The sequence below is a fragment of the Pseudomonas sp. L7 genome (assembly GCF_046605565.1).
Classification (GTDB): Bacteria; Pseudomonadota; Gammaproteobacteria; order Pseudomonadales; family Pseudomonadaceae; genus Aquipseudomonas; species Aquipseudomonas wayambapalatensis.
Window position 1 is genome coordinate 2,636,715 of the sequence record NZ_CP176784.1, and the last position, 12,809, is coordinate 2,649,523.

The 12,809-nt window shown below is 64.4% G+C and carries 9 protein-coding genes; all 9 read right to left on the reverse strand.

Annotated features, from left to right (window positions below):
- Positions 1-29: 29 nt before the first annotated feature.
- The 9 genes from ACK3BK_RS11960 to ACK3BK_RS12000 all read right to left on the reverse strand — a co-directional run bounded on the left by ACK3BK_RS11960 (position 30) and on the right by ACK3BK_RS12000 (position 12,800).
- Positions 30-1,211 carry an MFS transporter gene (locus tag ACK3BK_RS11960; RefSeq protein WP_186664917.1) on the reverse strand — a complete coding sequence of 394 codons (1,182 nt, stop codon included), beginning with the start codon at positions 1,209-1,211 and terminating at the stop codon, positions 30-32.
- 79 nt (positions 1,212-1,290) lie between these two features.
- The gene (gene dkgB / locus ACK3BK_RS11965; RefSeq protein WP_186719280.1) at positions 1,291-2,094 is read right to left on the reverse strand and encodes a 2,5-didehydrogluconate reductase DkgB; all 804 of its coding nucleotides are present in this window, start codon (positions 2,092-2,094) and stop codon (positions 1,291-1,293) included.
- Positions 2,095-2,329: 235 nt separating this feature from the next.
- A complete protein-coding gene (locus ACK3BK_RS11970; protein WP_411384371.1) occupies positions 2,330-4,687 on the reverse strand; it encodes a TonB-dependent siderophore receptor in 2,358 nt (785 codons plus the stop codon).
- Positions 4,688-4,853: 166 nt separating this feature from the next.
- A complete protein-coding gene (locus ACK3BK_RS11975; RefSeq protein ID WP_411384372.1) occupies positions 4,854-6,503 on the reverse strand; it encodes a cyclic peptide export ABC transporter in 1,650 nt (549 codons plus the stop codon).
- Positions 6,504-6,519: 16 nt separating this feature from the next.
- A complete protein-coding gene (locus tag ACK3BK_RS11980) occupies positions 6,520-7,854 on the reverse strand; it encodes a lysine N(6)-hydroxylase/L-ornithine N(5)-oxygenase family protein (RefSeq protein WP_186664914.1) in 1,335 nt (444 codons plus the stop codon).
- A gap of 115 nt (positions 7,855-7,969) precedes the next feature.
- Positions 7,970-8,830, reverse strand: a complete 861-nt coding sequence (locus tag ACK3BK_RS11985) for a formylglycine-generating enzyme family protein (protein ID WP_411384373.1) — start codon at positions 8,828-8,830, stop codon at positions 7,970-7,972.
- Positions 8,831-8,844: 14 nt separating this feature from the next.
- The gene (locus ACK3BK_RS11990; protein WP_411384374.1) at positions 8,845-10,122 is read right to left on the reverse strand and encodes an aminotransferase class V-fold PLP-dependent enzyme; all 1,278 of its coding nucleotides are present in this window, start codon (positions 10,120-10,122) and stop codon (positions 8,845-8,847) included.
- Positions 10,123-10,137: 15 nt separating this feature from the next.
- Positions 10,138-11,490 (reverse strand): pyoverdine-tailoring dipeptidase-like protein PvdM, encoded by a 1,353-nt coding sequence (gene pvdM / locus ACK3BK_RS11995; protein WP_186708141.1) that lies wholly within the window; start codon positions 11,488-11,490, stop codon positions 10,138-10,140.
- A 194-nt stretch (positions 11,491-11,684) separates the two neighbouring features.
- On the reverse strand, positions 11,685-12,800 hold the full coding sequence (locus ACK3BK_RS12000; RefSeq protein WP_186708139.1) for a sigma-54 interaction domain-containing protein: 1,116 nt from the start codon (positions 12,798-12,800) through the stop codon (positions 11,685-11,687).
- Positions 12,801-12,809 lie beyond the last annotated feature (9 nt).

The window sequence follows — 12,809 nt, forward strand, 5'->3', positions numbered from 1 at the left end:
GTCCCCCTCCGAAGAACCCTGGACGGCGCTTACAGCGCTTCGCTGATGGTGCCGTTCGCCACCTTGTTGCGTCCACCCAGCCACACCAGCAGCAGCGCGGTCGCCGCCAGCAAACCGCCGGCCATCGGCACCGCGGCGTAGCCCAGGTCGAGGCTGATCACCGCGCCGCCCAGGGCGGCACCGACAGCATTGCCTAGGTTGAACGCGCCCACGTTGATCGAAGAAGCCAGGCCTGGGGCCTCGGCAGCCGCGATCATCACTCGCATCTGCAGCGGCGGTACCACGGCGAAGGTGAACACCCCCCAGACCAGCAGGGCCAGCGCAGCACCGACATGGCTACCCAGCACCAGCGGCATGAGCAGCATGATCACCGCCAAGGTGCCGAGGAAGATCCGTGCCGCGCCGTCCAGTGACCAGTCGGCCAGACGACCGCCGAGGTTGTTGCCGATGGTGAAACCGACACCGATCAATACCAGGCCGAGTGTGACGAACGCATTGGAGGCGCCGGTCAGTTCCGCGAGCACCGGGGCAACATAGGTGTACAGCGTGAACATGGCGCCTGCGCCGAGCACGGTGGTGGCCATCGCCAGCAGCACGCTGGGGCGGGCGATCACCGCCAGTTCCTTGCGCACGTGGGGCACGCTGCCGCGCTCGCCCTTGGGCAGGGCGTACCACAAGGCACTGATGGCGATCAGGCCGAGTACGGCGGTGCCGGCGAAAGCCATGCGCCAGCCGATCTGCTGGCCGATCCAGGTGGCGGCCGGGACGCCGCCGATATTGGCGATGGTCAGGCCCATGAACATGGTGGCAATGGCACTGGCCTGCTTGTCCTTGGGCACCACACTGGCCGCGACCACCGCACCCAGGCCGAAGAAAGCACCGTGGTTGAGGCTGGTGATCAGGCGCGAGGCCAGCAAGGTGTAGTAGTCCGGCGACAGTGCCGACAGCAGGTTGCCGACGGTGAAGATGCTCATCAGCATCATCAGTGCAGCACGCTTGCCGAAGCGGCTGAACAGCAGGGTCATGATCGGTGCGCCGACCATCACGCCAATGGCGTAGGCGGTGACCAGCATGCCCGCAGTAGGGATGCTGGCGTTGACACCTTCGGCAATGACCGGCAGCAGGCCCATGGGGGCGAATTCGGTGGTGCCGATGCCGAAGGCGCCGATGGCCAGGGCAAACAGGACCCGTTTAGAGGAAAGCGCGCTCATCGGAAACTCCGGGTTATGGCGAATTCAGGAATGTCGGGTGTGGCGTCGACCGCAGTCGACGCCCAAGTTCGGTGAGGGATCAGTCCCAGGCCGGCGCCAGGCCATCCGGGCTGACCTCGCGGCCGTTGCGTTCCAGGTCTGCGATCTGCGCCATGTCTTCTTCGTCCAGGCGCAGGTCACGGGCAAGCAGGTTGCTGGCCAGGTTCTCGCGCTTGGTGGAGGAGGGGATGACGGCATAGCCAAGCTGCAGGGCCCACGCCAGGGCGACCTGGGCCACCGTGGCCTTGTGCTTGGTAGCGATGCTGGCCAGTACCGGGTCCTTGAGCACCTTGCCATAGGCCAGAGTCATGTAGGACGTGACGGTGATGCCCTGTTCCTTGAGGAAAGCCGTGAGCTTGCGGTTCTGCAGGTACGGGCTGAGCTCGATCTGGTTGGTGGCGATCTCGCCCTTGCCGACCACCTCGATGGCCTGGCGGGTCAACTCGATGTTGAAGTTCGAGATGCCGATCTGGCGGGTCAGGCCAAGTTTCTTGGCTTCGGCCAGGGCGCCCATGAACTCGCGCAGCTCGACACCGTTGCCTGGGGCTGGCCAATGGATCAGGGTCAGGTCGACATAATCGGTGCGCAGCTTGGCCAGGCTCTCGCGCAGGCTGGGGACCAGCTTGTCGGCAGCGTAGCTGTCGGTCCAGATCTTGGTGGTGATGAACAACTCGTCACGAGGCACACCGCTTTCGGCGATGGCCTGGCCGACGTCGGCTTCGTTCTTGTAGATCTGTGCGGTGTCGATGACACGGTAGCCCAGCTCCAGTGCGGACTTGACCGAGTCGATGACGGCTTGGCCGGTGAGACGGAAAGTGCCGAGGCCGAAGGATGGAATGCTCATGGATCTGCTCCTGCTATGGGGGAATTCGGGGTCGATCGAGAGGCATTGGCGCCTGGATACATCGACCATTCGAGTGGGGAGCAGTTTGAAGGTTGCAGCGGGGTTGATTAAGAGGGGCGTGGGGCAAGGTCTTTTGACCTGGAATCATGAATAGCCGGTGATTGCTTCGCGCAGCGGGCATTTCCACGGCCTCAGAGCACATCGGGCCTGGCTGGCAGGCCCGATGTAGCAGGGGTTACAGCGTCCACCTCATGGTGACGGTGAAGTTGCGCGGATCGCCGAAGATGTTGGCCCCGGCCGGGTTGCTGATGTTCTGGTAGTAACGTTTGTCGAACACGTTGTTCAGGTTGCCTTGCACGGTGAAGTGCTTGTTGATCCGGTAGGCGGTCATCAGGTCGGTCACGCTGTAGCCGCCCTGCTGCACACCGAAGCTGGTGTAGGCCCGGCTCTGGGTACGGAAGCCGCCACCGATGCTCCACTGGTTCAGGTCACCCGGCAACTGGTAAACGGTGTTGACCTTGAACAGGTTGTAAGGGGTGTCGCTGTCGAAGCGGTCGCCCTTCTGTTGAGTACCGGTTTCCTTGGTGTACTTGGCGGCGGCATAGGTGTAGCCGACCGACGCCTGCCAGCCCTCGGCGAGCATGCCTTGCACTTCCAGCTCGACGCCCTTGGTCTCGACTTCGCCCGCCGCCTCGTAGCAGCCGTCGGAGAGGTCCGGGCAGGACGACTGTGGCAGGGCCTTGGCGAGGTTTTCCTGGTTCAACTGGAAGTAGGCCAGGCTCACGTTCAGCGCGCCGCCGAAGTATTCGCCCTTGATGCCGGTCTCGTAGTTGCTGCCGGTGACCGGATCGAGGATGGAGCCGGTGGCCGAGCGGGCTTCCTGTGGCTTGAAGATGCGCGTCCAGCTGGCGTACACCGAGTAGGTGTCGTTCAGGTCGTAGACCACGCCGGCATAGGGCGTGAACTCGCGGGTGGCCTTGGAGCTGCCGCCAAAGGCGAAGTCGCCGGATTGGGTCTGCTGTTCGTATTCATACCAGTCCAGACGCGAGCCAAGAGTCAGCTTGAGGTCGTCCTGGATGTTGAAGCGAACGGTGGCGTAGGTGCTGGACTGCTCGACCTTGCCCTTGCGCGACCAGTTGAAGTCGATCTCGGGCTTGGGCACCGAGCCGAAGTCGAACGACAGCGGATCGACCGGGTAATCGAAGGTGCCCAGCGGGCCGCCGCCAGGGCCGTCGTCGGTGCGGTCGTGGCGGTAGCTGCCACCGAGCACCAGTTCATGGGTGCGACCGAACAGGCTGAATGGGCCGCTGACATAGCCATCGACGCTCTTCTGGGTGTGCTCGTAGGTGTAGCGGCCTACGTTGAGCTGCAGCGTGTCGGCGGCCTGGTCGAGGCGATAGAAGCTGGTGCCGAGCATGTCCATCTCGCCACGCAGCCAAGTGGTGTTCAGGCGCAGCTTCCAGTCGTTGTCGAAGCGGTGCTCGATCTCGGCGAAGACGCTTTTGTTCTTCTTGTCCCAGTAGGTCCAGGACGGGCTCATGCGGTGCGAGCGGGAGATCGGCAGGAAATTGCCGTTGGCGAAGGTCGGCAGGCCGGACCAATCGGCGCCAGGGTTGTCCTCGCGGTTGTAGTAGCCGCCCAGGGTGAGGGTGGTGTCGTCGGTCAGGTCGAATTCGGTGATGCCGTACATCAACTGGCGTTTGTTGCTGTAGTCGTCGACGAAGCTGTCCTTGTCCTGCAGGGCGACGACAGCGCGACCGCGTATGCTGCCGCTGTCGTTCAGCTTGCTGCTGGCGTCGAGCTCGGTGCGAAAGTTGTTCCACGAGCCTGCGCTGGTAGTGATCGACATCTGCGGCTCGACGGTCGGCCGCTTGCGGATCAGGTTCAGCGTACCCGACGGGTTGCCGGCGCCGACCATCAGGCCGGAGGCGCCGCGCACCACTTCCACGCGATCGAACATCGACAGCATCGAGGTGCCGAGGGTGTCGGTGTCGTAGGCCACCGGCAAGCCGTCGATCATGATGTTGTCGACCGAGGTGCCGCGCGAATAGAAGGTCGGACGTTCACCGCCGGTCTTGCGCAGGGTGAGGCCAGGGGTATACAGCGAGACGTCTTCGAGGGTCTGCATGTTCTGGTCGTTCATGCGCTGGCGGGTCAGTACCGTGACCGACTGCGGCGTGTGGCGCAGGGACGTCGGCAACTTGGTCGCCGTGCTCATCGAGCCTGTGGTGTACGAGCCTGTGCCTTCGGTGGTCTCGCCCAGTACGCCGGCGTTGACGTTGGTCGCCCCCAGTTCCACCGCGCCGCCTTCCCTACGGCCGCTGATGGTCACTGTGGTGCCGTTGACGCTGTAGCCAAGGCCCGTGCCGCCGAGCAATTGGCGCAAGGCGGCATCGGGCTCCAGCGAACCCTTGACCGCGGTGCTGCGCAGGCCGCTGATCTGGTCGGGGGAGTACAGCAGTTGCCACTGGCTTTGCTGCCCAAACGCAATCAACGCGCTACCAAGCGCCTGCTGGGGGATGTTGAAGGCCACTTGCTGGGCCTGGGCAACCATCGGCGCTGCCAGCATCATGCCGACAGCGGTGGCGGGCAAGCCGGACGCCATGAGGCGTCGGACAAGCATGGCCTTTGACAACGGGCGAAGGGTAGGGAAGACGTGCATTGGCAGACTCTGTGATTATGTTGTGGATAATGATTTGCATTACATGTGGTGAGACGCACAAACACAGCAGAACCGGAAAAATCCGGTTCTATTTTTTTCAGGCGTGTGTTAGCTCCTCGACGACCTTGCCGGCCTCCAGCCTCACGAGCTGGTCGGCCATGTCGAAGTAGCGGTCATCGTGGGAGATCACGATGATGGTCTTGCCCAGGCGCTTGAGGTCCGGGAGCAGCTCGGTATAGAAGATGCGGCGGAAGGTCGGATCCTGGTCGGCGGCCCATTCGTCGAAGACCAGCACCGGGCGTTGTTCGATCCAGGCATTGACCAGCGCCAGACGCTTGCGTTGCCCGGTGGACAGGTCGGTGGTGCTGAACTGGCCGTCGCTGACCTTGACCTTGTGGGCGATTTCCAGACGCTCCAGGTACTGGTTGGCATCCTCGGGAATCGCCTGGTCACCCTGCACCAGGTCGTCGAACAGGTAGTAGTCGGCGAAGACCGTGGTGAACAGTTGGCGGTAATCGTCCCGCGATTTGGCATCCACAGCCTTGCCATTGACCTTGATCTGGCCCTGCTGTGGGGCATACAGCCCGAGCAGCAGCTTGATCAGGGTGGTCTTGCCGCAGCCGTTTTCGCCGACGATGAACACGATGTCGCCCTGGGCGATCTTCAGGTTGACCGGCCCGAGGGTAAAGGGGCGGGCATCGCCGACCGGCGGGAAGGCAAAGCCGACATTGCTCAACTCCAGGCTGTGCACCTGCGCTGCGGCCTGTCCTGAGTCGGCCAGCAACAGGTGAGGCTCCGGGGTCGCGAAACGCTCCGACAGCTCGGCAATGCGCTGGAAGGCGATGCGCGCCCGGCCGATGATCGGCAGGGTGCTGATCAGGTGTTCCAGCGGCCCTTTCATGTACAGCAGCACCAGCACGAAACCGCTCATGACGCTGGCGTCGGCACTGGGCCACAGCGACTGCAGCACCAGGGCCAGACCGATGACCACGAAGAACAGCATCGAGCCCAGGCTCTTGGCGACCACGAAGGTGTTGATCGAGCGTGTCTGCAGATCGCGGATCCGCTCGGCGGTATCGCTGATGCCATGCTGGAACATGCGCTGGCGGCGCGGACGGTGGATACGCAGCTCCTTGGCACCGGCGGCGATTGCACTGTAGTGCTTCTGCAACTGGTCTTCGGCATCGCGCGCTGCCATGAACCCGCGAATGCCACGGGACTGCGCCACCGACTGGATAGCGATGCCGATGGCCAGCGCGGCCAGCATCATCAGGAACATCGGCCAGGACAGCATCGCCAGGTAGCCCAGGCAGCCCAGGGTGACGGTTAGCGAAATCGCCAGTGGCGCGAAGGCGAAAGCGAAGTCGCTGATGGTGTCCACATCGTGGGTCAGGACCGGGATCAGGCGGTGGCTGCGAAAGCGCTCGATCTGTTCGATCGGTGCCGCCAGCACCTTCTCGCCCAGCTCCTTGCGCAGCTTGGCGATGATGCGCTGGCCCACCTGGTTGGTGCCGATGTCGGAGAGGATGCTGCTGACCAACGCCAGGGCGCACAGCCCGACGAAGCCCAGCACCAGCCCCTGGCTCAGCCCGCCTTCGGTGTGCAGCCCGTTGTTGATGGTGGCCAACAGGGCGGTGACGCTCAAGCCACCGACCATGCCCAGGGCAATCGACAGGGCGACCACCGGCCAGAAGGGCCGCAGCAGCGTCAGCAGCTCGCGCACGGCCCCACGGGGTTGTTTGCTCATCGGAAGGTTCCTGTCTTCAGGCGCTGGTCATGCGCAGTGCGGCCGGGGCGTTGCTGGCGTGCTTGCCCAGGTGCTGATACAGCGACTGACCGATTTCTGCGGCACGTGCCGGCAGCACCGACAGCAGGGTGTCGCTGAGCCCGTGCGAGGCTTCGCAGAAGCCTTGCAGGTAGACGCTGGCACCGAACTCGGGGCTCGCCAGGGCGCGGTAGTCGCGGTCGACCTCGAAGTCTTTCAGGTGCTGCTGCAGCGGAGCCAGCAGGTCGCGGTGGGAGCGACGCTCGTAGCCGGTGGCGAGGATCACCGCGTCGTAGCGGTGGGTCTGGCGGACATCGGTGGCCAGGTCGCGCAGGGTCAGCTCGATGCCTTCGGCGGTGTCTACCACTGCTTCGATGGTGCGGCGGCACAGCACGGCATGGCGATACTGATGGGCGACTTTCTGGCGATACAGGATGCCGTAGATGCGCTCGAGCAGGTCGACGTCGACCACCGAGTAGTTGGTGTTGTGGTACTCGCCGATCAGTTTCTCGCGTTCGGCGTGCGGCTGGTTGAACACCAGGTCGGTGTACTCGGGGGCGAAGATTTCATTGACGAAGGGGCTGTCGTCGGCAGGCTTGAGTGCCGAGGCGCGCAGGATCATGTCGACCTTGACCGACGGGTAGCTGTCGTTGAGGTCGATGAAGGCCTCGGCGGCGCTCTGGCCCGAGCCGATCACGGCGATGCGCATGGGCTTGCCGCTGTTGCACGGGAGTTGCTGGAGGGCGCTCAGGTACTGGGAGTGGTGGAACACGCGCGGGTCGTTCTTGAACGGGCGGAAGGCATCGGGAACCTTGGGCGTGCCGCCGCTGCCGACCACCACCGAGCGGGCCCGGCGCTGGTGCTCCTGGCCGTGCTGGTCACGCGAGACCAGGCGCAGGTGATCGACCCGGCCATCACGCAGTTCCGGCTCGATGCGCAGCACTTCTTCGCCATACACCGCCTGGGTGGCGAAATGCTCGGCGGCCCAGCGCAGGTAGTCGTTGTACTCCAGGCGGCAAGGGTAGAAGGTGCCCAAGTTGATGAAGTCGGCCAGGCGCTGCTTCTGGTGCAGGTAATTGACGAAGCTGTAGGGGCTGGTGGGATTGCGCAGCGAGACCAGGTCCTTGAGGAAGGAAATCTGCAGCTCGCTCTGGGTAGCCAGGGTATTGCCGTGCCAGCGATAGTCGCTCTGCTTGTCGATGAACAGCGCGTCGAGGGCGTGGCCGTTGGTTTCGGCGAGTTCTTCCAGGGCAATGGCCAGTGCCAGGTTGGAAGGGCCGAAGCCGACGCCGATGAGGTCGTGGATTTTGTCGGGCGAAGAGGTCTGGCTCATGGTTGCGGTTCCTTGGATGGTCGAGTGGGGGCGCCGCGTGGGGCGCCCCGAGTCCTGCGCAAGTACACCGATAGGAACGAGCCGGGGGTGGGAGAATTTACCGTCGCGTGGCGCCTCAGAGCTCGCGGGCTACCCGGAAACCAAGCCAGTCGCCACGGTCTTCGCGTACCGTGGTGTTGCGGTTGCCTGAACGCGAGAAGATCGGCGCTTCACCCCAGTCGTTGCCACGGATGGAGATCTGCTTGCAGCCCGCCTCGGTGCGCGCGCTGCCGTCGGCGGGGGCGCCGAAATAGCTGTCGTGGTAACAGTCGGCGACCCATTCGTAGACATTGCCGTGCATGTCGTATACGCCGAAGGCGTTGGCCGGGAAGCTGCCGACCGGCGAGCTGAAGCTGTAGCCATCCTTGGGGCCGTAGACGTTGGCGTTCTTGCTGATCTCGAAGTTGGCGTCCGGCTCGAACGGGAACATGCCGGTGCTGCCGCCGCGTGCGGCGTATTCGCGCTGGGCTTCGCTGACCATGGCGTAGTGCTTGCCGGTTTTCTTCGACAGCCAGGCGACATAGCGCTCGATGTCGACGTAGCTCATGCACACCGCCGGCTGGCGAGGGCCTTGCGGGTAGCTGGGCTTGCTGTTGGTGCAGCGCCGCCCAGGACGATCGTCGCCGTCGGCAATGACGATGCCAGTGGCCTTCTGGTAGTCGGCCCATTCACCGGCGGTGATCTGGAAGCGACTGATGGCGAACGGCTTGGCGAAAGTCACCGGGTGCTGTGGACCTTCGTCGTCCTGGCGGCCCATTTCGTCGGGCGGGGTGCCCATGGTGAAGGTGCCGGCAGGCAGCACGACCATTTCCGGGCAGGTCTTGTCGCAGTCGCGGAACACTGTGCCGGGCTGGTCCGACGGCGGCGCGGCCAGGGTCGGCAGGCTGCAGGCGGCCAGCACGGCGGCCAGGGTGAGGCGGTGCAGAGGTGCGCTCATGGGAGATGCCTTGTTCAAAGTTGCTGGGTAATCAGGTTCATGACCCGGTCGATCTGCTGCTCGTCGTTGAGCAGGCCTGGCGCCAGGCGGATGACAGGGCCAACGTCGCGTTCGACGGCATCGCACATCACCTTGCCGGCGATCAGCTTGGCGGCGAAGGCATCAGGGTCTTTGCCGGGCACACGGAAGAAGGTGAAACCTGCCGAGAACTGCGCGCTGCGCGGCGTCACCAGCTCGATGCGACGATCTTCAAGCAGGCGCTCCTTGAGCCGGGCGTTGAGCTGGTGGATGCGCGCCTGCACATCGGCCTTGCCCAGTTGCAGGTGCAGCTTGAACGCCTCGCCCAGCGACCAGCGGTATTCGAAGGCGTGGTAGCCGCCGGGGGTCATGATGGTGGCGAAGTCTTCATCGCGGGAGAAGGTGGCGACGCTGGGGGTGAGGTGATCCATGCTGGTCGAGGCTGCGCAGATGATGCCGGTGCCGCGCGGGCCGAACATCCACTTGTGGGTGCCGGCGATGAAATAGTCGCAGTTGAAGTCGGCGAAGCGCTGGTTTTCCACGCCGAAGCCATGCACGCCATCGACCACGTAGAGGATGCGCTCGGCCTCGCTGCGGTCGCGGTTGTGACGGCGCACCAGTTCGCCGATCTCGCCGACCGGCAGCTTGACGCCGCTGCTCGAGTGCACCCAGGTCATGCCCAGCACGCGGGTCTCGGGGCGGATGTTGCGCTCCAGGGTGGTCAGCACCAGGTCGGTGGACACCTCCCAGGGGTTGTCGAACAGGCGGATCTTGCGCACCTGCGTACCCTGGCGCTGGGTACGGAAAGCCAGGGTCTTGTGGGTGGAGTAATGCTCGTGTTCGGTGGTGAGGATCTCTTGTCTGGCGCCGACCTGCAGGCCGCCATAGATCATGGCCAGGCCTTCGGTGGTGCTGCCGGTCAGGGCAATCTGCCGCGGGCCGACTTCCAGGTAGCGTGCGGCCCAGTCACGCACTTCGTCCTCGCGCTGCCATTCGTACTGGCTTTCCCAGTCCATCAGGGCGGCGGGGTTGCGGTCGAGGTCGGCGCGGTGGCGGTCGATCGCTTCCTGCACCGGACGCGGGTGGGCGGTGACCAGGAAGTTGGCGAAGTGGGCGATGTCCGGGTCCAGCGGGAACAACGTGCGCAGGTTGCGCCATTTGTCCGTGCCGGTGAGCGCTGCTGGCGACGAGGTTGCAGCCAGGGCGCCAGGCAGCAGCGGCAGGCTTGCGGCGACCAGGCCGGCCTGCTTGAGAAAGGTACGACGGTTGCTCATGCGGGCAGGCCTTGATCAGTGTTGGGTGGTGGCGACAGGTTGACCGGCTTTTTGCACCTGGTCCCAGACCCGCAGGAAGTTGCCCGCCCAGAGTTTGGCGATATCGGTTTCGCTATAGCCGCGGCTGAGCAGCTCGGCGGTGACATTGCGGATCTCGCTGACATCCTTCCAGCCATCGAGGCCGCCGCCGTCGTTGAAGTCCGAGCTGAGGCCGACGTGGTCGATACCCACCTTCTTCACCGTGTAGTCGATGGCGTCCGCGTACTGCTTGAGGGTCGCCTTGGGTTCTTCTTCAAGAATCCCGTACAGGCTGCTGGCGTACTCGCCGAAACGTGACTCAGGCCAGATGGCGATCACCGCATCGCCCGGCATCAAGGCATTGGCCAGGCCCTGCAGTGGCTGCAGGTCGAAGCGCGCGCGCAGCGCCTCGAGTTTTTCCAGCACCGGCTTTTCCAGCGGCTTGAGGTACTGGCCGAAGCCGACCACCTGGATCACGCCGCCGCTGTCCTTGATCAGTTGCATTTCCTTGTCGGAGAGGTTGCGCGGGATGTCCACCAGCGCCCGTGGCGCGGAATGCGAGGCCACGATTGGCGCGCGGCTCAGGCGCACGACGTCTTCCAGGGCCAGGGTCGACATCTGCGAGACATCGATGATCACGCCCAGGTCGTTGAGTCGCTTGACCGCCTGCTCACCCAAGGGCGACAGGCCGCCCAGGGCGTCGGCGGTGTCATTGAAGAACGGCAGTGGGCGCGAGGAGTCGGCCCAGTCGTTGTTGCCGGTGTAGCTGAAGCCGAACATGCGCATGCCGCGTGCAGCCCACAGATCGAGCTGGGACAGGTCATGGCCCAGCGGGTAGGCGTTGAGCATGCTGATGAAGATGGCGAACTTGCCTTCGCCGTTCAGGCGCCGGAAGTCGTCGGGGGTATAGGCGATACCGACCTGGTTGGGGAAGTCGCGGACCATGCCGCTGATGATCTTGTAGCGCACTTCCTGCTGCTGGCGCGCCTCGTCGACGAAGCCCGGGGTTGGGCGGTGCGGGGCGTTGGGGCCGTTCCAGATCTCTGGCCAGCCGAAGATGGTCAGGGCCGCACCGGAAAGACGACCGCGATTGGCCTTGACCAGGTCGAACTGCCCCGGGCCATCCTTGTCGATCTCGTTGCCGGCGCTGCCCAAGTCCAGCGGCACCGTGATATGGCTGTCGAACGAGAGCATGTGTTCATGCAGGGCGTTGGCCTGTTCGACGATCTTGTGCGGGTAGCCGGCATCCTGGCGTTGCCAGTAGAAGTAGCCGGCGGCACTGCCCAGGGCGGCCACCAGGGCCAGAGGCAGGCCTATGTACAGGGCTTTGCGGGAGCGGGTCTTGGTCATTGCCATCTCGTTGCAGGGCTGATCGCAACCGCCTGGCGGGCAAGGGGCGGCGCCGGGCAGGGTTCGGGTATCAGGTGGACGAATGGCGTGGGGAGAGATTTACGTGCAGCAGCGGGTTTACCCGCGAAAAGCGCACCACGGCGGGTGACGCAGGCCTCGCCAGCACAAGGCCATGGGCGCAGGCAATGACGCGATCAGATCGACAGGCGCACCATCCGGTTGTCCAGCGGCTGCTCCGGTGCGCGGCGCTTGTTCACCACCAGCTCGCCAATGGCGATCAGCCGCGTACGCGTGACGTTGCGCGACAGCCCCAGCAACTGCGCGGTATGCACCTGGTTGTAATGGCAGAAGTGATAGGCCGAGCGCAGCAACGCATTCTCTACCTTCTCGTACAGGTCGCCCGGCTGTTCCTCGTACAACCGGCTGAACGCCTGCTGCAGCAGTTCATCGATGCCGCCGCCCCTGCTGGCAGAGGCCGTCGAAGGCGGATCGTCCTGACGCTCCAGGCGCAGGTTCGACAGGCGCAAGTCGCGGGCATGGATCAACCCGTCGCCGCAGGTCAGCAGGCTGTGGTGAATCACGTTCTCCAGCTCGCGGATGTTGCCCGGCCAGCTATAGGCCACAAGCTTTGCCTGGGCGTCGGCTGCCAGCTCCACCGGGCCGTAGCCCAGGCGCTCGCTGTAGCTGCGAATGAAGTGGCGCGACAGCGGCAGGATATCGCCCGGCCGCTCACGCAGCGGGTGCAGCGAGAGGGTGACAACGTTCAGGCGGTAGTACAGGTCTTCGCGAAAGTGCCCGGCGTTGATCGCCTTTTCAAGTTGCACGTTGGTGGCGGCCAGTACCCGCACATTGATCGGAATGCTCTTGCGTGACCCCAGGCGCACCACCTCGCGCTCCTGCAGTACGCGCAGCAGCTTGACCTGGATGGGCAGCGGCAGGTCGCCGATTTCATCGAGGAACAACGTGCCGCCGTTCGCCTCCTCGAACCAGCCGGCCTTGGACGCCAGGGCGCCGGTGAAGGCGCCTTTCTCATGGCCGAACAGCTCGGCCTCGACCAGCGACTCGGAAAAGGCGCCGCAGTTGACCGCAACGAACGGGCCGTCGCGGCGAGCGCTGAGGTTGTGGATGTGGCGTGCGACCAACTCCTTGCCCGTGCCGGTCTCGCCAATGATCAGGACGCTGGCCTCGCTGGGAGCGACCTGTTGCAGGTGGGCGAGCAGCGCCTGCGACCTGGGGTCTTCGAAGACCTGTGCGGTCGCCCTGATCGAGGTAGCCAATGACGGTGAAGGGGGGAGGGTCAGCAATTGCATGGACGTGCC